The 21,769-nt window shown below is 54.2% G+C and carries 20 protein-coding genes; 9 read left to right on the top strand and 11 right to left on the bottom strand.

Features of this window, described 5'->3' with window-relative positions; all coding sequences use genetic code 11:
* The first annotated feature begins 3 nt into the window (after window positions 1-3).
* Window positions 4-1,875, top strand: coding sequence for a phosphoenolpyruvate carboxykinase (GTP) (locus L103DPR2_RS01625; protein WP_055359456.1), 1,872 nt, complete (start codon window positions 4-6; stop codon window positions 1,873-1,875).
* A gap of 35 nt (window positions 1,876-1,910) precedes the next feature.
* Complete coding sequence (locus tag L103DPR2_RS01620) at window positions 1,911-2,777, top strand: DMT family transporter (protein WP_231717661.1); 867 nt, start codon at window positions 1,911-1,913, stop codon at window positions 2,775-2,777.
* A gap of 82 nt (window positions 2,778-2,859) precedes the next feature.
* Here the strand turns inward: L103DPR2_RS01620 and L103DPR2_RS01615 are convergent, their stop codons facing one another.
* Window positions 2,860-3,354, bottom strand: coding sequence for a hypothetical protein (locus L103DPR2_RS01615; protein WP_055359454.1), 495 nt, complete (start codon window positions 3,352-3,354; stop codon window positions 2,860-2,862).
* A 146-nt stretch (window positions 3,355-3,500) separates the two neighbouring features.
* Here L103DPR2_RS01615 and L103DPR2_RS01610 point away from each other — a divergent pair, with 146 nt between their 5' ends.
* Window positions 3,501-4,475: a LysR family transcriptional regulator gene (locus L103DPR2_RS01610; protein WP_055359453.1), complete on the top strand. Its 975-nt coding sequence runs from the start codon at window positions 3,501-3,503 to the stop codon at window positions 4,473-4,475.
* Window positions 4,475-5,302 carry a metallophosphoesterase gene (locus L103DPR2_RS01605; RefSeq protein WP_055361779.1) on the top strand — a complete coding sequence of 276 codons (828 nt, stop codon included), beginning with the start codon at window positions 4,475-4,477 and terminating at the stop codon, window positions 5,300-5,302. Before L103DPR2_RS01610 ends, L103DPR2_RS01605 begins: the two co-directional genes overlap by 1 nt.
* 29 nt (window positions 5,303-5,331) lie before the next feature.
* On the opposite strand, the gene L103DPR2_RS01600 is transcribed toward L103DPR2_RS01605, so the two are convergent.
* A complete protein-coding gene (locus tag L103DPR2_RS01600; RefSeq protein ID WP_055359452.1) occupies window positions 5,332-5,979 on the bottom strand; it encodes a TetR/AcrR family transcriptional regulator in 648 nt (215 codons plus the stop codon).
* A 97-nt stretch (window positions 5,980-6,076) separates the two neighbouring features.
* Here L103DPR2_RS01600 and L103DPR2_RS01595 point away from each other — a divergent pair, with 97 nt between their 5' ends.
* Together L103DPR2_RS01595 and dapD are read left to right on the top strand one after the other, a co-directional pair.
* Entirely contained in the window at window positions 6,077-7,159 is a 1,083-nt protein-coding gene (locus L103DPR2_RS01595; RefSeq protein ID WP_055359451.1) for an alkaline phosphatase D family protein, read from the top strand.
* 86 nt (window positions 7,160-7,245) lie between these two features.
* Window positions 7,246-8,229 (top strand): 2,3,4,5-tetrahydropyridine-2,6-dicarboxylate N-succinyltransferase, encoded by a 984-nt coding sequence (gene dapD / locus L103DPR2_RS01590; protein ID WP_055359450.1) that lies wholly within the window; start codon window positions 7,246-7,248, stop codon window positions 8,227-8,229.
* Window positions 8,230-8,297: 68 nt separating this feature from the next.
* Here dapD and L103DPR2_RS01585 read toward each other — a convergent pair whose 3' ends face one another.
* Window positions 8,298-10,493 (bottom strand): acetoacetate--CoA ligase, encoded by a 2,196-nt coding sequence (locus L103DPR2_RS01585; protein WP_082466676.1) that lies wholly within the window; start codon window positions 10,491-10,493, stop codon window positions 8,298-8,300.
* 88 nt (window positions 10,494-10,581) lie between these two features.
* Window positions 10,582-11,136: a cob(I)yrinic acid a,c-diamide adenosyltransferase gene (locus L103DPR2_RS01580; protein WP_055359449.1), complete on the bottom strand. Its 555-nt coding sequence runs from the start codon at window positions 11,134-11,136 to the stop codon at window positions 10,582-10,584.
* Between the two features lie 155 nt (window positions 11,137-11,291).
* Between L103DPR2_RS01580 and L103DPR2_RS01575 the strand changes: the two genes are divergently transcribed.
* Entirely contained in the window at window positions 11,292-12,716 is a 1,425-nt protein-coding gene (locus tag L103DPR2_RS01575; RefSeq protein WP_055359448.1) for an FAD-binding oxidoreductase, read from the top strand.
* A 50-nt stretch (window positions 12,717-12,766) separates the two neighbouring features.
* Here L103DPR2_RS01575 and L103DPR2_RS01570 read toward each other — a convergent pair whose 3' ends face one another.
* The 6 genes from L103DPR2_RS01570 to mnmG are packed head-to-tail and all read right to left on the bottom strand — an operon-like array spanning window position 12,767 to window position 18,445.
* Window positions 12,767-13,693 (bottom strand): ParB/RepB/Spo0J family partition protein, encoded by a 927-nt coding sequence (locus L103DPR2_RS01570; protein ID WP_055359447.1) that lies wholly within the window; start codon window positions 13,691-13,693, stop codon window positions 12,767-12,769.
* Entirely contained in the window at window positions 13,683-14,237 is a 555-nt protein-coding gene (locus L103DPR2_RS01565) for an RBBP9/YdeN family alpha/beta hydrolase (protein ID WP_055359446.1), read from the bottom strand. Before L103DPR2_RS01565 ends, L103DPR2_RS01570 begins: the two co-directional genes overlap by 11 nt.
* 17 nt (window positions 14,238-14,254) lie before the next feature.
* Window positions 14,255-15,025: a ParA family protein gene (locus tag L103DPR2_RS01560; protein ID WP_055359445.1), complete on the bottom strand. Its 771-nt coding sequence runs from the start codon at window positions 15,023-15,025 to the stop codon at window positions 14,255-14,257.
* A gap of 31 nt (window positions 15,026-15,056) precedes the next feature.
* On the bottom strand, window positions 15,057-15,671 hold the full coding sequence (locus tag L103DPR2_RS01555) for a LysE family transporter (protein WP_055359444.1): 615 nt from the start codon (window positions 15,669-15,671) through the stop codon (window positions 15,057-15,059).
* A 54-nt stretch (window positions 15,672-15,725) separates the two neighbouring features.
* Window positions 15,726-16,412, bottom strand: a complete 687-nt coding sequence (gene rsmG, locus L103DPR2_RS01550) for a 16S rRNA (guanine(527)-N(7))-methyltransferase RsmG (protein ID WP_055359443.1) — start codon at window positions 16,410-16,412, stop codon at window positions 15,726-15,728.
* Window positions 16,412-18,445 (bottom strand): tRNA uridine-5-carboxymethylaminomethyl(34) synthesis enzyme MnmG, encoded by a 2,034-nt coding sequence (mnmG, locus tag L103DPR2_RS01545; RefSeq protein WP_055359442.1) that lies wholly within the window; start codon window positions 18,443-18,445, stop codon window positions 16,412-16,414. The genes rsmG and mnmG overlap by 1 nt, the downstream gene beginning before the upstream one ends.
* 153 nt (window positions 18,446-18,598) lie before the next feature.
* Here mnmG and L103DPR2_RS01540 point away from each other — a divergent pair, with 153 nt between their 5' ends.
* Entirely contained in the window at window positions 18,599-19,378 is a 780-nt protein-coding gene (locus L103DPR2_RS01540; RefSeq protein ID WP_055359441.1) for a class II aldolase/adducin family protein, read from the top strand.
* Here L103DPR2_RS01540 and L103DPR2_RS01535 read toward each other — a convergent pair.
* Window positions 19,366-20,625: a YbfB/YjiJ family MFS transporter gene (locus L103DPR2_RS01535; protein WP_055359440.1), complete on the bottom strand. Its 1,260-nt coding sequence runs from the start codon at window positions 20,623-20,625 to the stop codon at window positions 19,366-19,368. The two genes, L103DPR2_RS01540 and L103DPR2_RS01535, sit on opposite strands and share 13 nt — an antisense overlap.
* Between L103DPR2_RS01535 and L103DPR2_RS01530 the strand changes: the two genes are divergently transcribed.
* Window positions 20,624-21,751: an alkene reductase gene (locus tag L103DPR2_RS01530; protein ID WP_055359439.1), complete on the top strand. Its 1,128-nt coding sequence runs from the start codon at window positions 20,624-20,626 to the stop codon at window positions 21,749-21,751. The two genes, L103DPR2_RS01535 and L103DPR2_RS01530, sit on opposite strands and share 2 nt — an antisense overlap.
* The last annotated feature ends 18 nt before the right edge of the window (window positions 21,752-21,769 follow it).

Here is a 21,769-nt window from a genome sequence, read left to right as displayed (position 1 = left end):
CCCATGAACTCACCCGTGATGCAGGGCTTGAACCTGAATACACCCACGTACGTTAAAAACCCCAAGCTGATTGCTTGGGTGGCTGAAATGGCTGCCTTGTGCAAGCCCGCCAATGTTTACTGGTGTGACGGCTCCGAAGAAGAATACGACCGCCTGTGCCAACAGTTGGTTGACAGTGGCACCTTCAAAAAGCTCAATCCTGCCAAGCGTCCTGGCAGCTTCTTGGCTTGCTCAGACCCCTCGGATGTGGCCCGTGTTGAAGACCGCACTTACATCTGCTCTGAAAAGAAAGAGAACGCCGGCCCCACCAACAACTGGATGGCCCCCGCCGAGATGCGCAAAACCTTGAACCCTTTGTTCGATGGTTGCATGCAAGGCCGAACCATGTACGTTGTGCCATTCTCTATGGGCCCCTTGGGTTCTCACATTGCACACGTTGGCATTGAGTTGACCGACAGCGCCTATGTGGCCGTGAATCAAAAGCTCATGACGCGCATGGGCAAAGCGGTGTTCGACGTCATTGGCACCGATGGTGAGTTCGTGCCTTGCTTGCACACCGTGGGCGCACCTTTGGTCAATGGCGCCAAAGACACCACGTCTTGGCCTTGCAACCCCACCGTCAAGTACATCGTTCACTACCCTGAAACACGCGAGATTTGGTCTTACGGTTCCGGCTACGGCGGCAATGCTTTGTTGGGCAAAAAATGCTTGGCTTTGCGCATCGCGTCCAGCATGGGCCGCGAACAAGGTTGGTTGGCCGAGCACATGCTCATTTTGGGCGTGACCAATCCTCAAGGCAAAAAGTACCACGTGGCTGCGGCTTTCCCCAGTGCGTGTGGCAAAACCAATTTCTCGATGTTGGTGCCGCCCGAAGGTTTCAATGGCTGGAAAGTCACCACCATTGGCGACGACATCGCTTGGATCAAACCTCAAGCCAACGGCAAGATGATGGCCATTAACCCCGAAGCAGGTTACTTTGGCGTGGCACCAGGCACCAACCACCACACCAACCCCAACTGCATGGCCAGCTTGGACAAGAACGTGATCTTCACCAATGTGGCTTTGACCGATGACGGCGACGTCTGGTGGGAAGGCATGGACAAAGACACCGGCAAATTGCCAGACCATTTGATCGACTGGCAAGGCAAAGACTGGACCCCCCAGATTGCCAAAGACACGGGCGCCAAAGCGGCGCACCCCAATGCGCGTTTCACAGTGGCTGCCACCAACAACCCCGCACTCGACCCCGCATGGGACGATGCGGCTGGCGTGTCGATCGACGCCTTCATCTTTGGCGGTCGCCGCTCCACCACCGTGCCTTTGGTCACAGAAGCACGCAATTGGACTGAAGGCGTTTACATGGCCGCTACCATGGGCTCTGAAACCACTGCCGCTGCATTTGGTGCACAAGGCGTGGTTCGCCGCGATCCTTTTGCCATGTTGCCCTTCTGCGGTTACAACATGAGCGACTATTTCCAACACTGGTTGGACGTGGGCGCCAAGATTGAAGCGGGCGGTCACAAGTTGCCCAGCATTTACTGCGTCAACTGGTTCCGCAAAGACGAAGCCGGCAAGTTTGTGTGGCCCGGTTACGGCGACAACATGCGCGTTTTGAAGTGGATGATCGACCGCTTAGAAGGTCAGGCCCAAGGTCAAGAAACCATGTTTGGCATCACGCCAACTTATGGCGAACTGAACTGGACCGGCTTGAATTTCACAGCCGACCAATTCAAAACCGTCACCAGCATTGACAAAGCTGCGTGGCAACAAGAGTTGCAATTGCACACGACCCACTTTGAGCAGTTGGCTTACAACATGCCCAAGGCTTTGCTCGACACCAAAGCAGCGTTGGAACAGCGCTTAGCGGCGGTCTGACAAACGCTGCCTCGCGCCTCAAACTGGCGCAAGCTTTGTTGTGGTTCACACCGGCCATGTGGTCGGTGAACTACGTGGTCGCCAGAACTGCGCCAGGCATCATCAGCCCCCACGTGCTCGCACTGGGCCGATGGTTCTTGGCGGGGCTCATCCTGGCCGCCATCTCGCGCAACGAGCTTTGGCGGGAGCGCCATCACACCACCAAAGTTTGGCCTCAATATTTGGCGCTGGGCACATTGGGCATGCTCATTTGTGGTGCTTGGGTTTATTGGGCGGCTGAAACCACCACGGCCATCAACATTGCCTTGATCTATGCCGCATCTCCTGTCTTGATCACACTTGGCGCTGTGGTGGGCCTCAAAGAAAGCTTCTCTTGGCGTCAAGGCTTCGGTGTGGTGCTGGCCTTGTTGGGCGTCTTGCATGTGGTCGTCAAAGGCCAGTGGACGGCCCTGTCGCAAGTGGTCTGGGTACTGGGCGATGGCCTGATTGTGATGGCCATGGTGTCGTGGGCTGCTTATGCTTTGCTGCTGAAAAAATGGGCAAGCCCCTTGAGTTCCACAGCACGATTGGCTGCCACTTGCATGGGTGGCAGCTTGGTTCTGTTGCCCTTTGCTTTAACGGAATGGGTAACCACACCTCATGCCGATTGGAGTTGGACGGCCAGCCTACTTGTCATCACCGCAGCGCTTTTCCCCGGAGTGGGTGCTTACTGGGCTTATGGTTTTTGTCAAAAAACCTTAGGCGCCAGTCGCGTCGCGGCCAGCCTGTACATGGGCCCTTTGTATGGCAGTTTGGTCGCTTGGCTGTTCTTGGGTGAGACCTTGGGTTGGCACCATGCCATGGGGGCTGCCATGATCTTGCCTGGCATCTACTTGGCTTCGCAAAAATCGGTGACGCAGTGATGCGTCCTGAGCAGGCGAAAAAAAACCTCCCGAAGGAGGCATGGATCATTGACGTCCAGCCAGGCTGAACGCCAACACAGGATCAGATGTAGTACTGGCGTTGGTTCAACAAACGGGCTACTCGGCGTTGTGTGCTGTTCTCGCCCAACAGAGTTTCCTCATCGCTGCGCGACGTGGCAATTTGCAACTCCGACATCAAGCGAGCATCCGTTTGTGCAATGGCCCACAGACGCTCATCAGAGCGACGTTGTGCAGCGCTGGCCGCCCAACGGTCCAAGCCAGTTTTCAACTGAATGGCCACTGACTTGGAAACGCCAGCGAACAAACCCACTGCCGCAAACACCACAGCCCACAGTGCAACCCATGCGGCCAACAAGTGACCTTCGGCCCATGTGTCAATCATCTGATCGGCCACCACAACGAATGCCGCCAGAACAGCAGCCAACAGCATGATGGCCAAAGTGCGTGTGGGGCTGAAGGTGTCGCTCAAGCGCTTGAAGTTGTTGACAACTTTTTCAGCTCGGTCAACACCGGGGTGGGTCAGGGGGTACTCTAAGTGAACAAAATTGTGGTTCATGACGTTTCCTCTTTGCGAGATTGAATGCTTTGCTGATCTGGGGTTGATGCAAAAACGCATCATTTGCCCGATCAATGATTGAATCATAGGGTTTACTCTGATATTGTTCAACTTTATATTCATGATGCCTATCATTCACAACGGAAATGATTGAAGCCATACAAACCAACTTCCGCACCCTGGATCTGAACCTGCTTCGGGTCTTTGACGAGGTGATGGCGGAGCGCAGCTTGACCAAAGCGGCGCGCAACCTGTCCATCACGCAACCCGCGGTCAGCAATGCCTTGCGCCGCTTGCGTGAAACCCTGGGCGATGATTTGGTTCGCCGTGATGGCCAAGGCATTACGCCAACGCCTTTTGCCTTGACTTTGTGGCCTAGCGTGCGAGAGGCACTGGACCAACTCCAATCTGCCTTGGTGCCACAGCAGTTTGTGCCTAGCCAAGCGCGCAACTCGTTTGTGTTGGCCATGGCCGATGCCACCGCGGCTGAATTGATGGGCGGCCTTGCACAAGAGCTTGAACATCACGCGCCCAACATTTCGGTGCGCGTTTTGCCGCTCACCACGCGCGACCCCAGGGGCTTGTTAGAAAACGGTGTGGTGGACTTGGCCTTGGGTTATTTTCCAGCTGTCTTGGCCGACTTGACCGCCCGCGCGCAAATCGGTGAAGCCACCGCCTTTGAACATCACCGCTTGTACGACGGCGAATATGTGTGTGTGATGCGCAAAGACCATCCACTGGCGAAGAAGGAAATCACGCTGGAAGATTTTTGCAATGCGCGCCATTTGCTTGTGAGCTTTTCGGGTCGGCCGTATGGCTTCATTGACGAAGCTTTGGCATCGATTGGCAAACAACGGCGTGTGGTGATGACCGTGAATCAATTTTTCACCGCTGGACGCGTGGTGGTGAACTCCGATTTGCTAACCGTGTTGCCGCGTCACTTTGTGCCCACCACAGGCATTTCAAAAGAGTTTTATTTGTGCAATTTGCCATTCAAGGTTCCGACTTTGCACGTGGACGCTTTGTGGCATCGCCGCAAACATGCACAAAGTGACCATGTGTGGTTGCGCGATGTGCTGATCAACATTGCGCACGATGTCTTCAAAGCTCAGGGCAGATGATGAACATTCAATTGCTGTCAGACCTCCATCTGGAAACTCACCCACATTTTGTGCCCGAATTTGCACCGGGTGCAGACGTGTTGATTTTGGCTGGTGACATTGGTTCCTATCAAGAAGGCTCCATGCTGGTCACTCAAGATGACCACAATTTTGGTCTGGCTCGGTTTTCACCTCGGGCAGATTTGGCCGCATGGCCAGTACCCGTTTTCTTTGTGCCTGGCAATCACGAATACGATGGCATGCCCTTTGAAGAAGCACACACACGATTGCAAGAGACCTGTGAGCGTTTGCAAATCACATGGTTGCATCGGCGTGTGAAGGTGATGAACGGTGTGCGCTTGATCGGCTGCACTTTGTGGAGTGATTTTGAAGCCTTGGTGCCCCAGCAAGGGCCGCTCACGCAACAACTCAAAGCCCGCGAAAAAGCAGAGCGTGCCGCCGATTTTTATTTGCGCAAAACCGGTACCACACTTGACGGAAAACCGTTTTTATCGGATGCAGTCAGAGCTCAAGCGAAGGCCGATCAAGCTTGGCTAACCCATGCATTGTCAGAGCCCTTTGAAGGCGTGACAGTGGTCGTGACACACTTCGCACCCAGCTTGAAAAGTGCCGACCCCCGTTACGGTTTAACGCCCGGTACCGCAGGCTTTTGCAACGCGCTGGACCACTTGTTGCCCAAAGCCAATCTGTGGTTGCATGGTCATTTGCATTGCGCACATGACTATGTGCACGCGGGTTGCCGAGTGGTGGCCAACCCTTTGGGCTATGCACGCAAGAATGAACAACTGGCATTTGAAGCGCGCAAAATTTGGCGCGTTGATGCTTGAAACTGTGGGTGACTTTGGATGACTAGGGCTTAATTGGCCCGTGCACTCAAGCCAGCAAAACAAGTGGTCATGATGATGTCGATGATTTCCTCATCGGTGTGCAGTTCACTCATCTTCAAAAACTCCACCACCGGATCACAGGCCCTGGCATACAGTGTGTAAAGCACGGCCAAAGGCGGTAATGCCTGATTAATGAAGCCTTCTTTTTGCGCTTGCAAAATCCATGCACCCAACAAGTCGCTGACCTTCATCAAGCCATCCATGTAAGGCTTGCTGCCCATCAAACTGGCGCGCAAGGTAGAGTTTTGGCTAGGCAAGCTTGGCATTTCACCGGCCAATTTCAACTGCAAAACCCAACGCGCCGTCGCCATGAGTTTGTTCATGGACACACAGCTTGTAGGTCCCTGTTCTTCGGTTTGGTTCAAGTCCAACAAAAATGCCTCGGCCTTCTGCATCGCTTGAACCATGGCCGCGCAAGCCAATTCTTCTTTGCTGTTGAAGTGTTTGTACAGGCTGGCCTTGGCAATGCCCACTTCGGCAGCGACCTCGTCCACCGTCATGGCATCAAAGCCTTTTTCCGACAACAAGCGGTTGACGGAAGCCGTGATGGCTTGCTCACGTGCTTCGAGCATCTGGGCTTTGAATGACTTTTTAAGTGGCGCGGCTGCGGTGTTCATGCGGGCATTTTAGCGAGGGAAACTCAAAATTGAACTGAACAGTCATAAAATATCCAGAGCGTATACATTTTCAATACTGCCAAGGAACAAGACCCTCATGGACCGTCGTCAACTGCTCCAGACCACCCTCTACAGCACGCTGCTGTCTGGCCTTGGCGCATGCGCCAGCAACAACAAAGCTTTGGTGGAGACATCTGGAACGACACCTGCTTGGCCAACGCACATCCAAAAAATTGCATTTGGTTCGTGCATCAACCAAAACAAAGAGCAGCCCATATGGCAAGCTGTTCTGGCCAATCGTCCCGATCTGTTCATTTTTGGAGGCGACACCGTCTATGCAGACAGCCAACCATGGCTGTTGGCCAATCTCGAGCAGGCTTATGCCACCCAAGCGGCGCAGCCTGGTTTTGCGCAACTCCGCAAAACCATTCCCCATATGGCCATCTGGGATGACAACGACATGGGTCTGAACGATGGCGGCGCAGAGTTTCAACACAAAGAAGCATCCAAAAAAGCCTTCCTTGACTTTTGGCGCTTGCCCGCCAACGACCCACGCCGTTCACGAGAAGGTCTCTACCATGCCGTGAGCTTTGGCAACGCAGGACAGCGCGTTCAGGTCATCTTGCTGGACACGCGCTCATTTCGATCTGCACTGCGCAGAACAGACCAACGCGATGCGCCTGGCAAAGAACGCTATGTGCCCGATGCGGACCCTGCCAAAACCATGCTGGGAGAGGTCCAGTGGCAATGGTTGACGGCGCAACTGCAAACGCCTGCAGACCTTCGCCTCATTGTCTCTGGCGTGCAGGTGGTGGTGGAAGGTCATGGCTGGGAAGGTTGGCACAATTTGCCCTTAGAGCAAGAAAAACTGCGCCAAGTGATTCGGCGCACAGGTGCCAAAGGCGTGGTTTTGTTGTCAGGCGATCGCCACATTGGCGCTGTCTATAAAAGCCCGTCGGCCGACTTGTACCCCCTTTACGAGTTCACTTCCAGCGGCATGACGCATGCATGGCAGACCGCAAAGGAGGCCGGCCCCAATCGCTTGGGCGAATTGGTGACACAAAACCATTTTGCAATGATCGAATTGGACTGGCAACAAAGGCAAATTCAATGGGGCTTTAAAAACACACAAGATCAATGGCTTCAACAAGGCCGCATTGCCTTGGCTGAACTTGAATAAAAACAAACCCTTCCACAAAGCCCGATAATCTCGGTTTTGATTTTCATAACGCACGACAGGATCGTGACATTTCGCGGAGTACACCCATGCAAACCCCACCCATGATTCAAAGCGGCGCCATTGCTTATGGCTTGGCCACATTGGCCAAAGACGGCACTGTGTTGGACACTTGGTATCCAGCACCTCAGTTGGCTGAAGGCGTCAAAGAAAACGGCAGCCACGTGTTGAGCGATGCTGATGTGCGCACGCACTTGGGCGAGTCCTTCATCAAAGCACTGGGCACTTGCGAGTTGCGCGGCGTGAACGTGGTCGCTGTTAAAACCAGCATTTCCACATTGGCCGAGCCACCCAAAGACACACACGATGTGTTTTTGCGTTTGCATTTGCTCAGCCACCGCTTGGTCAAGCCACACCAAGCCAATGTCACCGGCATCTTTGGTCTGTTGGCCAATGTGGCCTGGACCTCCATGGGCCCTTGCCCACTGGACCAGTTGCAAGACGCTCGTTTGCGCGCTCGCGCAGCCCGCGTGGTGTTTGACGTCAAGGCTGTGGACAAGTTTCCCTACATGACCGACTACGTGGTGCCCTCCGGTGTTCGCATCGCCAATGTGGACCGCGTGCGCTTGGGTGCGCATTTGGCCTCTGGCACGACCGTCATGCACGAAGGTTTCTGCAACTTCAACGCAGGCACTTTGGGCGCTTCCATGGTGGAAGGCCGCATCAGTGCAGGCGTGTTGGTGGACGATCAAAGTGACGTGGGCGGCGGCGCCTCCATCATGGGCACCTTGTCGGGTGGCGGCAAAGAAGTGATCTCTGTTGGCAAGCGTTGCTTGTTGGGCGCCAACTCTGGCATTGGCATTTCATTGGGCGACGATTGCGTGGTGGAAGCGGGTTGCTATGTGACCGGCGGCACACGTGTGAAGATGCCCGATGGCAGCGTGGTCAAAGCGCGTGAATTGTCGGGTCGCAACGGCATCTTGTTCCGCCGCGATTCACAAACAGGTGCGGTGCAAGTAATTCCCCGCACTGAGAGCTGGGGCAGCTTGAACGCCGACTTGCACAAAAACTGAATATGAATTTGCGCTTCATGCGCAGTTCAATGTCGCTCAAAGCCAGTGTGTTCTCACACTGGCTTTTTTCATGCCGTCTTTGCCAAATGTTGTTTGGCCAATGCCACATACCAATCTAAGCATGCGGGATTGGCCATGGCATCTTTGTTCACCACTTTTTCCAAGGGCTGACCCAGCATTAGTTTCTTGATGGGCAGCTCTTGTTTCTTACCCGAGAGGGTGCGCGGAATTTCTGCTACTTGAAAAATTTCATTGGGCACAAAGCGCGGACTCAAAGCCGTTTTGATCGCGTTGTTCAAACTGTTTTTCATGTCTTGCGTCAATTGCAAACCGGGACGCAACACCACAAACAAAGGCATGTAGCTTTCGCGACCTAAATATTCCAAATCAACCACCATGCTGTCGATCACTTCAGGCAATGCTTCGACGGCACTGTAGAGTTCGCTGGTGCCCATGCGCAAACCATGGCGATTGATGGTGGCATCGCTGCGACCAAAAATCACACAGCCTTCGCCGCCGTTCTGACCTTGATCGGCTGCGCCAATGCGCAACCAATCGCCGTGGCGCCAGACACCACCATACTCAACCGGCGCATCACCACCGCCAGGTTTGCGCCCATGGCCTGCGGGATACATTTCGAAATAACTGGCCAGGTAGCGCGCGTTGTGGGGATCGTTCCACAAATACAAAGGCATGGAAGGAATGGGTTGCGCGCACACCAACTCGCCCACCTCACCGTGCACGGGATCGCCCGCTTCGTTCCACGCTTCAACTGCGCAACCGAGCAAACGGCATTGCATCACGCCCGCCTCTTGCGGCAGTTCGCGGTTGCCACCAATGAACGCACCGCAAAAATCGGTGCCGCCCGAAATGTTGCACCACCAGATATCGCCATCTGTTTCGCGATGCAAATGAGGCGCTTGGGCATGCTGCGCTTGGATGCGTTTGAATTGTTGTGTGCCCCAGTTTTGCGTATCAGCAGACAAAGGGGAACCGGTGGTACCCAAAGCTCTGATGCGGGACAGGTCACCGCATTGCGTCAGATCTAAATTTGCCTTTTGGCAATTGGCAAAAAATGCTGCGCCTGCGCCAAAGTAGGTCACTTTGTTCTCTGCAGCAAATCGCCACAAGGTACTCCAATCGGGATTGTCTTTGCTCCCACCAGGATTGCCATCGTAAATGACACAGGTGGTGCCATTCAACAAGCCACCCACCTGCGCATTCCACATCACCCAACCCGTTGAGCTGTACCAATGAAAGCGCTCACCCCAGCTGTTGGGGTGATAGCTGCAACCCACATCGTTGTGCAAAATTTTGAGTGCCAAGGCCACGATCACAGTGCCGCCATGACCATGCACAATGGGCTTGGGCAATCCGGTGGTGCCACTGGAATAAACAATCCACAAGGGATGCTCAAACGGCAAGGCCATCGGTTCAAAGGCATCGACATCGGCGCCGTGCTTGGTCGTTGTTTGAGAAAAGCGCGTGGCTGCAGCCACTTCATTGCTCGCTAAATCGACCACGCCTAAATTGTCGTGCACGATCACATGTTGCACGGAGGGCAATGCATCTTTGAGCTCTTGCACCACTGTCATGCGGTCGTAGTCTTTGGCGCCATACGAGACGCCATCGCAAGCAATCAGCACTTTGGGTTCGATCTGTTTGAACCGGTCCAAGACCGCCAAGGTACCCATGTCTGGCGCGCAAATGCTCCATACACCGCCCACACTGACGGTGGCCAAAAATGCAACGATGGCTTCTGGAATATTGGGCAAGTACGCTGCCACGCGATCGCCAGGCTGCACCCCATGCGCCTTCAAATGAAGGGCCATCGAGGCCACTTGACGCCGGAGTTCAGGCCAAGAAATTTCTTGATGTTGTCCCTTTTCGTTTTGCGCAATCAAGGCCGGAAAACCTGCCGCATGCGCAGCGTCCACGTGCCTCAATACTTGGCTAGCGTAATTGACGTGAGCGCCAGGAAACCACACTGCACCGGGCATGGCATTCTTGGCCAAGACAGCGGTATGCGGTGTGGGGGATTGCATGGCAAAGTAATCCCAAATGCTTTGCCAAAATGCATCGAGGTCGGTGATGGACCAGCGCCACAAATCTGGGTACTGATCAAAAACGATGCCGCGGTTTTGTTGGAGCCAGTTTTGGTACAGGCGAATTTGCGGGACCAACGGAAACGGTGCTTGGGGCGCCACTTTGGGCAAGTCGGCGGCCGAAGCCAAATAAGGCGTGGACTGGATGCTAGCGTTCATGTTGCAAGCCTATCTTGCGTCTGGCTTGCTGTCACCCTGAAAAGCCCGAATGTTTGCGCGTAGGTGACAGCAGCTTTTGTGACTGCGCTTATTTTTTCATGCGCTCGCTTTGCCAATACACGTCGCTGCCACCATCCATTCGGTTCAAGACCCGCGACAAAACAAACATCAAATCCGACAGCCTGTTGAGGTATTGGCGCGGCGCGTCGTTCAAAGCCTCTTCATTGCCCAATGCCACGGTAGCGCGCTCTGCACGTCTGGCGACCGTTCTGCAAATGTGTGCCTGAGAAGCGGCTCGGTTCCCCGCCGGCAAAATAAATTCTTCAAGCTTGGGCAACTGGGCGTTGTATTTTTCAAGTGCCTCGTCCAAGACCACCACCGCTTCTGCTTTCAGTAACTCAAATCCAGGGATGGACAACTCGCCACCCAAATTGAACAACTGATGCTGCACCTCGACCAACAGGGTACGGACATCATCGGGCATGGTCTCGCACAAGAGCAGTCCAATGTGGGAGTTCAATTCATCGACATCGCCCATGGCATGCACGCGCAAGCTGTTTTTGGACACACGCTGGTTATTGCCCAAGCCTGTGGTGCCTTCATCGCCGGTTCGTGTGGCGATTTGTGTCAGTCGATTACCCATGGTGTTTCCCCTGTGCTCTGCGCACTGCAAAAAAGCTTGTCTCAGCGTAAACTCTGATTTTGACCGAGTTTGCCAACATTGGGCTGACCAAGGTCAACGGGCTTTTCCCGCCCCCTCACAAGCGATGACTGCCCCCTTCTTTTTGGAGCCTCACTATGAATGCACCCACTCCTGCCGCCCACTTGGCACCCGACGTGCAAGCCCGCCCAGTGCCTCAAGCATTTATCGACGCACTCAAGGCGCGGTTCGGCGACAACTGCTCCACGGCACTCGTCATTCGTGAGCAACATGGTCGCGACGAATCGGCTTTTGCCCCCGTGCCACCGCCTTCTGCTGTGATCTTTGCCGAATGCACCCAAGATGTGGCCGATGCCGTGAAGTTGGCCAGTCAATACCAAGTGCCCGTCATTCCGTTTGGTGTCGGTTCGTCTTTGGAGGGTCATTTATTGGCCGTTCAAGGCGGGATCAGCATTGACCTGACGCGCATGAACAAAGTGCTGAGCATCAATGCAGAAGATTTAACCGTCACGGTTCAGCCTGGCGTCACACGCAAGCAATTGAACGAAGAAATCAAATCGACCGGTTTGTTTTTCCCCATCGATCCAGGAGCAGATGCCACCATCGGCGGCATGAGCGCAACCCGCGCCAGTGGCACCAATGCCGTTCGCTATGGCACCATGCGTGAGAATGTTTTGGCATTGGAAGTCGTTACCGCTTCGGGTGAAATCATCCGAACCGGCACCCGTGCCAAAAAATCCAGTGCAGGCTACGACTTGACGCGCTTGTTTGTCGGCAGCGAAGGCACCCTGGGCGTGATGACCGAGGTCACGGTCCGCTTGTATCCCTTACCTGAAGCAATCTCCGCGGCCATTTGCTCTTTCCCCAGCATTGAGTCGGCTGTGAAAACCGTGATTCAAACCATTCAATTGGGCGTGCCCATCGCACGGGTGGAGTTGATCGACCACAACACTGTGCGCATGGTCAATGCCTACGCCAAGTTGGGCTTGCGCGAAGAGGCTTTGCTGTTGATGGAGTTTCATGGCTCACCAGCCGGTGTTAAAGAACAAGCCGAAACTGTGCAAGAAATTGCCAGCGAGCATGGCGGCAATGCATTTGAATGGGCCACAACCCCAGAAGAGCGAACGCGTCTTTGGACGGCTCGCCACAACGCTTACTTTGCAGCACTGCAAAGCAAGCCGGGTTGCCGGGCCATTAGTACGGACACTTGTGTGCCCATCAGCCGATTGGCCGACTGCTTGCTGGACTCGGTGGCCGAAACCGATGCCAGCGGCGTTCCATACTTCTTGGTCGGTCACGTTGGCGATGGCAATTTCCACTTTGGCTATTTGATCGATCCTGAAAATCCCCAAGAACGTGAAATCGCCGAAACCTTGAATCACAAGTTGGTCAACCGCGCACTCAGCCTGGGTGGCACCTGCACGGGTGAGCATGGCATTGGCTTGCACAAAATGGACTTCTTGGTGACCGAAGCTGGCGAAGGCGCGGTCAACATGATGCGCACTTTGAAGCAAGCACTGGACCCGCATAACATCATGAACCCCGGAAAAATCTTCCGATGAAAAAAGGGCCTCTGTTGTGAAACGAGGCCCTTCTTTTTGGATGCGACTGTTTAATCGCGCAACCGTTCAATCAGTCCATTGAGTTCGTCCAATGAGCCAAACTGGATGGACAACTCGCCCATCTCTTCAAAACGCCCATGGCGTTTCACACGCTTCTTGATGCGCACTTCGACCTCGGCCATGAGCAAGTCTGACAACTCTTCTTCCACACGTTTGATGTCGCGGGATTTTTCTTTTTTCGGTTTTTGTTGAACCAGAGAAAACTCGGCGCTGAGTTTTTTGACCAGGCTTTCGGCTTCGCGCACCGACATTTTTTTAGCACTGATTTGATTGGCCGCTGTGATTTGAGCCGCCTTGTCCAAGCCCAACAATGCGCGCGCGTGGCCCATGTCAATGTCACCAGCCATCAGCATGGTTTGGACAGGGTCGGCCAAATTCAACAAACGCAACAAGTTACTGGCAGCACTGCGCGAGCGGCCGACAGCTTGCGCTGCCGTTTCGTGAGTGAGTCCAAACTCTTTGATCAAGCGTTGCAAACCCATGGCCTCCTCCAAGGGGTTGAGGTCTTCACGCTGAATGTTTTCAATCAAGGCCATCGCCGCTGCAGCCTCATTGGGCACATCGCGCACCAGCACCGGCACCTCGTTCAGACCTGCCAAACGTGAGGCGCGAAAGCGACGCTCGCCCGCAATGATTTCAAACTTGCCAGCGTTGGGACCTTCGCTTAACTTGCGGACCAAGATGGGCTGCATGATGCCCTGCGCCTTGATGGACTCGGCCAGTTCGTAAAGTGCGCCTTCGTCCATGCGCGTTCGCGGCTGGTAAATACCGGGCACCATCTCACTCAAAGGCAAGGTCGATGGGAGTCGATTGGCCGCCGCTTCGACGGCTTGAGGTGAACTGGGTTCGTCTTGAACTTTGGGACCCAAGAGGGCTTCAAGACCGCGTCCGAGGCCTTTCGGTTTTTTAGTGACCATGTTCTTTTTCTTTCATCAAACTGTTCAGCATTGCGCGGCCTTCTGGCCAGTCGCCTAAATTGGAATCGGCATTGACATGCCCTTTGTTCCCAAGGTTCAGGAAATCAGAACCCCAGGCCTTGGCAAAAGCTTGCGCACGTTCAAGCGTGCAAAAAGGATCGTTTTGACTGCCCACCAACAAACTCTTGAAAGGCAATCGATTCATGACGATGGGTTGCCAAGTGGAAAAGACGTCTTTGAAATTCGAGGCCTCGACATCACCTGGCGCCACCAACAGCGCCGCTTTGACCTTGTGTGTCTGTGCAGAAACGGCGGCCCACGCAGCGACTTGAATACAGCCCAAACTGTGGGCCGCCAATGAAACTGGCCCCTCTAAATCAGACAAGACATCGTCCAATCTTGACAACCAGTCGCCTCGCAAGGGTCTCATCCAATCGTGCTGCTCAACCACCACATCGCCATGCAGGGCAACCCACCTCATTTGCCAATGTAAGGGCCCACTTCCTTGCCATCCAGGCAAAATAAGGACTGTAGACTGTGACATTTATAGTATTGCTTGCTTCAAAGCGTTGGAATGCGGATCACCAGTTCTTTGGCAAACTCTACAAATGCTTGGCTTCCCTTGGCCGATGGATCAAACACTACGCCAGGCAAGCCATAACTGGGCGCTTCGGCCAAGCGCACATTGCGCGGAATCACGGTGTTGAAAACCTTGTCGCCAAAGTGTGACTTGAGTTGCTCGCTGACCTGTTGTTGCAAGGTAATGCGAGGGTCAAACATCACGCGAAGCAAGCCGATGATTTTCAGGTCGGGATTCAAATTGGCGTGAACTTGTTTGATGGTGTTGACCAAATCGGTCAAACCTTCGAGGGCAAAGTATTCACATTGCATGGGCACGATCACGCCATGGGCTGCACACAAACCATTCAAGGTGAGCATCGAGAGCGAGGGCGGGCAGTCGATCAAGACAAAGTCAAAGTCTGCATCGGCCGCATCCAGCGCCAACTTCAAACGCTGATCGCGTCGCTCCAGATCGACCAACTCCACTTCGGCGCCGGCCAATTCACGGTTGGCACCCAAGACATGGTAGCCACATTTTTCAGAAAAAATAGCCGCCTCTTTGATGCTGGCAGACTCCAGCAAAACATCGTAAACGCTGAGTTCAAGTTGGCGTTTGTCGACACCCGAACCCATGGTGGCATTGCCTTGTGGATCGAGATCTACCAACAAAACCCGCTGGCCCACCTTGGCCAAACCTGCCGCCAAATTGACCGCGGACGTTGTTTTGCCCACGCCACCTTTTTGGTTTGCAACACAGAAAATTTTTGCCATGACTTACTCTTTTAATTTTCGGTTGATGCGTTCATTTACCAAGGGCTAACTTGAGGCCGAAGCCAATCAAAAACAGGCCCGCTACTTTTTGCAAAAGCCCCGACATTTTGGGGTTGGCGCGAATTCGTTCTGCCATGGTGTGTGTAATGTAAACAACACCCAAACAATACAGTGCACCCAAGACAGCAATGGTTGCCGCCATGAATGAAAAAGTAATCATTCCTTGATGCTTCTCTGGGTCGATGAACTGAGGAAAAAAGGCGAAATAGAACATGATCGCCTTGGGATTGAGCAAGGTGATGAACATGGTTTCTTTGAAGTATTTGCCGGGCGTGATTTTGATGGAGGGACCTTCCCCCGCTTTGGCGAAAACCATGCGCGCACCCAACCATGACAAGTAGGCAGCCCCCACCCATTGCATGGCCATGAACAAATGCGGGTAGGTTTGCAACAAAGCGGCCACGCCTGCGACCGTCATCCACAACAAAATCTGATCGCCCAGAATCAAGCCCAACACAGAGGCCACGCCACCCCGCACACCACCTTGGCTGGTTGAGGTGATCAAAGCCAAATTGCCAGGTCCTGGCAAAAACAAAAGAAGGACAAAGGCGGCCACAAAGGCGCCGTAATCTGAGATTCCAAACATGCAAGGCTTTCTTATTTGGCCCAAGTGTAATGGGCGATCACCAGATCTGTCCGCTCAAGCCAAGGAACTTGGTGCTTTTTTCATCCAAATCATGCAGCGCTCGGCATCCAAACCGGGCACTTGAAGCTGTTCCACGTGAAACACCTTGGCAAAAATCGGCAAAGCGTCCATTTCCTCTGTGGGCAATCTGCCTTTCATGGCCATCCAAACACCTGCGTCCTTCAAAGCAGCGGCGGACCAAGTCACGAAGTCAGGCAAGGAAGCGAAGGCTCTTGAACACACGACGTCAAAATGCTCGGTCAATGTTTCGACGCGCGCATGGACGCCTTTGAGGTTTGGCAACTTCAAACTGGCCGCAACCTGCTGAACAAAAGCAGCTTTCTTGGAAACCGCATCAACACAGGTCACGCGCACATTTGAGCAGCAAATGGCAATGACCACACCTGGCAAGCCACCACCCGAACCGACGTCGAGCAAAGTGCTGTCTGCACCCCGAGTGGACGGGTCATTTTGAAGGTGACGATGCAAGGGGCCAATGGCCGACAAGCTGTCCAGCAAGTGGTGCGTTAGCATTTCATTGGGGTCGCGCAAGGCCGTCAAGTTATAGACCTTGTTCCACTTTTGAATCAAGGCCATGTAATTCATCAACTGTTGCAGCTGCGACTCACTCAAGGACAAGCCCAGGGTCTCAACCCCAGACGCCAACTTTGACGCCAAGTCATTCTGCAAAGCGTCACCCATCACGAAACAGCGCCCTCAGCATCCTCAACACCCTCCACCGCCTCAGGCTTCACGGCCATGAACTCTTTAAAGCCGCCCTTTTTCAGGTGAATCAACAACAACGAAATGGTCGCGGGCGTGATGCCGGAGATGCGAGAGGCCATGCCCAATGTTTCGGGGCGATGCTTGGCCAATTTTTGGCGCGCCTCAATGGACAAAGAAGAAACCTGCAAATAGTCCAGCTTGGCTGGCAGCTTCAAGTTTTCGAAATAGGCCGAACGCTCTACTTCCACCTTTTGCCGATCAATGTAGCCCGAGTATTTGGCCGTGATCTCGACTTGCTCAATCACCGCCGCCGCCAAGTCACCCAATGTTTCACGTGAAACCTCTTGAGCCTCAAAGCGCCCACCGTCCAAGCTCATCAGCTGCGAATACGAAACGTTGGGGCGGCGCAGCAAGTCCAACAAGTTGTGCTCATGTTCGATGGCCTTGCCCAACACCCGCTCTGACTCAGAGGTTGGCAGGTTTCTGGGATTGACCCAAGTAGACTTCAGTCGCTCTGTTTCACGTGAAACAGCTTCACGCTTGGCGCAGTAGGAAGCCCAGCGCGCGTCATCCACCAGGCCCATTTGGCGACCCACTTCGGTCAGCCGCATGTCGGCATTGTCTTCTCGCAATTGCAAGCGGAACTCTGCCCTGCTGGTGAACATGCGGTAAGGCTCGGTCACGCCCTTGGTAATGAGGTCGTCGACCAATACACCCAAATACGCTTGATCTCGTGTGGGCAACCAAGCGCCCCCCATGTCATTGGCCTGTCCAGACATGCTGCGGCACTGAAGTGCGGCATTGATGCCTGCAAACAAACCTTGCGCTGCTGCCTCTTCATAACCGGTGGTGCCGTTGATTTGACCTGCAAAAAACAAGCCGCCAATCTGGCGAGTTTCAAAGCTGCTCTTCAAAGAGCGTGGGTCAAAGTAGTCGTACTCAATGGCATAACCGGGGCGAAGAATGTGAGCGTTTTCTAAACCCTTCATCGATCGCACCAATGCATACTGGATGTCAAAGGGCAAACTGGTGGAAATGCCGTTGGGATAAAACTCGTGCGTGGTCAAGCCTTCAGGCTCTAAAAAGATCTGGTGACTGTCTTTGTCGGCAAAGCGATTGATCTTGTCTTCCACGCTGGGGCAATAACGTGGACCCACACCTTCAATTTTTCCGGTGAACATGGGGCTGCGGTCAAAGCCCGAGCGAATGATGTCGTGGGTGCGTTCGTTGGTGTGCGTGACCCAGCAAGGCATTTGCGCGGGGTGCATGTCTGCCCTGCCCATGAAGCTGAAAACAGGAACGCCTGCTTCAGGATTCAGTCCGCCAGGCATGCCGTCCCCAGGTTGCTCTTGGCATTGACTGAAGTCGATGGTGCGGCCATCCAAGCGAGGCGGCGTACCCGTTTTCAAGCGCCCTTGTGGCAACTTGAGTTCTTTCAAACGCGCAGACAAACTGACCGCAGGCGGATCACCCGCACGGCCGGCCGCATAGTTTTCTAAGCCGACATGAATCTTGCCATCCAAGAATGTACCGGCAGTTAAAACCACAGTTTTTGAACGAAAGCGAACGCCCACTTGCGTTACAGCCCCCACCACACGGTCTTCCGTGCCATTGGACTCCACCATCAAGTCATCGACGGCTTGCTGAAACAACCACAAGTTTTCTTGGTTTTCCAGCCGATGGCGTATGGCTGCCTTGTACAAAATGCGATCGGCTTGAGCGCGCGTGGCGCGAACTGCTGGGCCTTTAGAGCTGTTCAAAATACGAAACTGAATGCCACCTTCATCGGTGGCCAAGGCCATGGCGCCACCCAAGGCGTCAACTTCTTTGACCAAGTGGCCTTTGCCAATACCGCCAATGGACGGGTTGCAGCTCATCTGACCCAAGGTCTCGATGTTGTGCGACAGCAGGAGTGTTTTGCAACCCATGCGCGCAGACGCCAAGGCAGCCTCGGTTCCCGCGTGGCCACCGCCAACGACGATCACATCAAATTCTTGTGGATAAAGCATCAAATCACCCGTTCATGGCCATGTTGGCCGGCGCTGCCCGCGCCGTGGGAGGCCAGTGGCCAAGGGGGTTGATTTTATCTGTAACGGGTGTTCCATGCGCGACTGCTGTGCAATCACGGCTCAGGCTAAGCTTGGCCCCAATATGGAGACCTTATGACACAGCACAACAACAACCGCTTCCACCCCGATGAATGGCAACTGCGTGTGGACTTGGCCGCCTGCTACCGATTGGTGGCCTTGTATGGATGGAGTGATTTGGTGTTCACACACATCAGCGCCAAATTACCCGCCTCTGTGTCGGGCGAAGAACACCAGTTTTTGATCAACCCCTATGGCTTGATGTTCGATGAAATCACCGCCTCTAGCTTGGTCAAGATCGACATGCATTGCAACAAACTGGACGAAGACAATCCGCACCCAGTGAACCCAGCCGGGTTTGTCATTCACAGCGCCGTGCACGAAGCGCGTCCTGATGCGGCTTGTGTCTTGCACACCCACACACGGGCAGGCGTGGCCGTCAGCGCACAAAAACACGGTGTGTTGCCCATCAGCCAACAAAGCACTTTTGTCTTGGCGTCACTGGCCTATCACGACTATGAAGGCGTTGCCATTCGTGACGATGAAAAAACCAGGTTGCAAGCCGATCTAGGCGAGGCCAATTATTTGATGTTGCGCAACCATGGACTCTTAACGGTCGGCAAATCCATCCAAGATGCTTTCTTGCAGATGTACACATTTGAGAACACGTGCCGCATCCAAGTGGACGCATTGTCGGGACTAACATCACCGACAGATCTAACGCCCGTCAATCCCCAAATATTAAGCGGCGTGTCTCATGCGATGAAGGTTCAGACAGGCGGCCTGGGGGGCTCGTTTGTGTGGCCCTCTTTGCTGCGCAAATTGAACCGAGAAAATCCGGGCTACGACGTTTGAGACTGAAGCGGTTTTTGTTGCCACGCCACCAAAGCGCCTAGCAACAACGCAGCGGCCGAGAAAACCAAACCCCGCTGTAAACCACCAGGACCATCGGCAATCCAACCCACAACAGTAGGTCCCACAATTTGCCCCACCGCAAACACCACGGTGAATGCGCTGATACCCGAGGCCCATTGCGAGGCTGGCAAGTTGTGTTTCACCATGGCGGTGGTCGAGGCCACCACAGACAAAAACACACCGCCAAACAAAATGCCCGACAACAACATGGCCGGCCATGCAGAGGTCAATGCAGGAATGAGCGTGGCCACACTCAACAAAGCATTCAAGATGGCCAAAGCTTGGCCGCCTTTGAAATGATTCAGTAGCCCCGCCCAAATTCTGGAGGACGCCACCACCGCCAAACCCAAAGCGGCATAAAAGAACGTGATGTTGTCCGAGGGCGCCCCTTGCTCACGCAAGACCGCCACCACAAAGGTCATGTAACCGATGTAGCCCACACCAAAGAGGCCGTAGCCCAACAAGCCAGGTGCCCAAACACGCCATGCGGGCTGGGTGGGTGCACTCAGCGTTGTCGTCGGCAATGACGCTTGATATTCGTTTGACGGCGCAGGCGAAGCCGTCGACAACTCTGGCATCCAACGATTCAAGTGTGATCGAATCAAAAAAAGAGCGGCACTGATGATGGCGCAAATAAACGCCAAACACCACCAAGCCCATGACCAGGTGTGTTGCGCATGATGGGCAGCAGACAGCGCGATGGCCGCAGGCACACACAACGCTGAAATGACAATGCCCCAACCCGTGCCGCCATAGTAAATGCCCAGCAGCAAGCCGGACTGAGAAGGCAAGTGCGCACCCAACCTGGCCGCCAACAATCCACCGGATACAAACACAGCCGCACTGGCCACACCCGCCAAAAAACGTTGTAACAACAAATACAAAGCCTGCGTGAAAAATCCCGTCATGGCCATCAACAAAGAAGCCAAGACAGAACCCACAATCAAGACTCGCACCGCGCCCCAGCGTTTAAGCGCCCAAGGTGTCAGCAGCGCACCCACCAAATAGCCCAGCGCATTGAAAGTGTTCATCGCACCTGCTAAGGTGTAGGTCCACGACAAATCTTCTCGCATGGGCGGCAACAAGAGTGCGTAGGCAAACCGCGTCATGCCCAATGACACCGCGGCCGCCATCGACACGCTCACAGCCAAGCCCAGCGACGTCCATAACCTGATACTTTGTGACATGAAAAACTTATTCGAACCTTGCCAAGCGGGCGCACTTCAATTGGCCTCACGGATTGTGATGGCGCCGCTCACGCGCAATCGAGCACCCAACGCGATGCCCAATGCACTCATGGCTGAATACTATGCGCAACGCGCCAACCCCGCAACCGGCGCAGGCCTCATCATCACAGAAGCAACTGCCATCAGCCACCAAGGTCAAGGCTATGCCGATGTCCCTGGCATCTGGTCAACTGAACAAGTCAATGCATGGCAAGCCATCACGCAAGGCGTTCATGCCAAAGGCGGAAAAATCGTGATGCAACTCTGGCACGTTGGCCGAATTTCACACACCAGCTTGCAACCCGGCGGTCAAGCACCCGTTGCACCTTCTGCCATCACGGCCAAATCAAAGACAGTATTGATCGTGGACGGTGTCCCCAGCTTTGTGCCAACATCCGAGCCTCGCGCACTGCGCTTAGACGAGCTGCCTGGCATCGTGGACGATTACCGCAAAGCCGCTCGCAATGCCATCGCTGCAGGTTTCGATGGTGTTGAGGTACACGCGGCCAATGGCTATTTGATCGATCAGTTTTTACGCGCTGACAGCAACCATCGCACAGATGCATACGGCGGCAACATTGAGAATCGCGCTCGGCTTCTGAAAGAAGTGATGTCTGCTGTTTGCGAAGAAATTGGCGCAGGTCGCTGCGGCATTCGAATTTCGCCTGTGACGCCGGCCAATGATGCCAGCGATGCCGCGCCGCAGGCCTTGTTTGAACACGTCACACAATTCTTAGGCACCTTGGCCTTGGCTTATGTGCACGTCATTGAAGGCTCAACGGGTGCCGCCAGGGATTACCAACAAGGCGATCACGCTTTTGATTACAAAGCCATGAAAGCGGCCTACCAAAAGGCGGGCGGCAAAGGCGCATGGATGCTGAACAATGGCTACGAGCGCGATTTGGCCGATCAAGCCTTGCAAGCCGATGCCGATTTGATTGCCTTTGGAAAATCTTTCATTGCCAATCCAGACTTGGGTGCACGCTTGAAACAAAACGGCCCCTACAACACGCCTGATCGTGCAACGTTTTATGGTGGCAAAGAAGCGGGCTACACAGACTACCCAACGCTGGCGAAAGCCCACTGATCAAATTTAACAGTGCCT

Origin of the sequence: Limnohabitans sp. 103DPR2, from assembly GCF_001412575.1 — a bacterium.
Classification (GTDB): domain Bacteria; phylum Pseudomonadota; class Gammaproteobacteria; order Burkholderiales; family Burkholderiaceae_C; genus Limnohabitans_A.
The sequence above is the reverse complement of the archived record's forward strand: the minus strand, read 5'-3'. Positions and strand labels throughout refer to the sequence as shown.

What these genes read in the sequence shown, in the direction of transcription:
- L103DPR2_RS01610 (WP_055359453.1), top strand. Translation starts at nt 3,501, where the DNA reads ATGATTGAAGCCATACAAACCAACTTCCGCACCCTGGATCTGAACCTG.
- L103DPR2_RS01535 (WP_055359440.1), bottom strand. Translation starts at nt 20,625, where the DNA reads ATGTCACAAAGTATCAGGTTATGGACGTCGCTGGGCTTGGCTGTGAGC.
- L103DPR2_RS01600 (WP_055359452.1), bottom strand. Translation starts at nt 5,979, where the DNA reads ATGAACACCGCAGCCGCGCCACTTAAAAAGTCATTCAAAGCCCAGATG.
- L103DPR2_RS01580 (WP_055359449.1), bottom strand. Translation starts at nt 11,136, where the DNA reads ATGGGTAATCGACTGACACAAATCGCCACACGAACCGGCGATGAAGGC.
- dapD (WP_055359450.1), top strand. Translation starts at nt 7,246, where the DNA reads ATGCAAACCCCACCCATGATTCAAAGCGGCGCCATTGCTTATGGCTTG.
- L103DPR2_RS01530 (WP_055359439.1), top strand. Translation starts at nt 20,624, where the DNA reads ATGAAAAACTTATTCGAACCTTGCCAAGCGGGCGCACTTCAATTGGCC.
- L103DPR2_RS01565 (WP_055359446.1), bottom strand. Translation starts at nt 14,237, where the DNA reads ATGTCACAGTCTACAGTCCTTATTTTGCCTGGATGGCAAGGAAGTGGG.
- L103DPR2_RS01615 (WP_055359454.1), bottom strand. Translation starts at nt 3,354, where the DNA reads ATGAACCACAATTTTGTTCACTTAGAGTACCCCCTGACCCACCCCGGT.
- L103DPR2_RS01560 (WP_055359445.1), bottom strand. Translation starts at nt 15,025, where the DNA reads ATGGCAAAAATTTTCTGTGTTGCAAACCAAAAAGGTGGCGTGGGCAAA.
- L103DPR2_RS01585 (WP_082466676.1), bottom strand. Translation starts at nt 10,493, where the DNA reads ATGAACGCTAGCATCCAGTCCACGCCTTATTTGGCTTCGGCCGCCGAC.
- L103DPR2_RS01625 (WP_055359456.1), top strand. Translation starts at nt 4, where the DNA reads ATGAACTCACCCGTGATGCAGGGCTTGAACCTGAATACACCCACGTAC.
- mnmG (WP_055359442.1), bottom strand. Translation starts at nt 18,445, where the DNA reads ATGCTTTATCCACAAGAATTTGATGTGATCGTCGTTGGCGGTGGCCAC.
- L103DPR2_RS01605 (WP_055361779.1), top strand. Translation starts at nt 4,475, where the DNA reads ATGAACATTCAATTGCTGTCAGACCTCCATCTGGAAACTCACCCACAT.
- rsmG (WP_055359443.1), bottom strand. Translation starts at nt 16,412, where the DNA reads ATGGGTGACGCTTTGCAGAATGACTTGGCGTCAAAGTTGGCGTCTGGG.
- L103DPR2_RS01575 (WP_055359448.1), top strand. Translation starts at nt 11,292, where the DNA reads ATGAATGCACCCACTCCTGCCGCCCACTTGGCACCCGACGTGCAAGCC.
- L103DPR2_RS01595 (WP_055359451.1), top strand. Translation starts at nt 6,077, where the DNA reads ATGGACCGTCGTCAACTGCTCCAGACCACCCTCTACAGCACGCTGCTG.
- L103DPR2_RS01555 (WP_055359444.1), bottom strand. Translation starts at nt 15,671, where the DNA reads ATGTTTGGAATCTCAGATTACGGCGCCTTTGTGGCCGCCTTTGTCCTT.
- L103DPR2_RS01570 (WP_055359447.1), bottom strand. Translation starts at nt 13,693, where the DNA reads ATGGTCACTAAAAAACCGAAAGGCCTCGGACGCGGTCTTGAAGCCCTC.
- L103DPR2_RS01540 (WP_055359441.1), top strand. Translation starts at nt 18,599, where the DNA reads ATGACACAGCACAACAACAACCGCTTCCACCCCGATGAATGGCAACTG.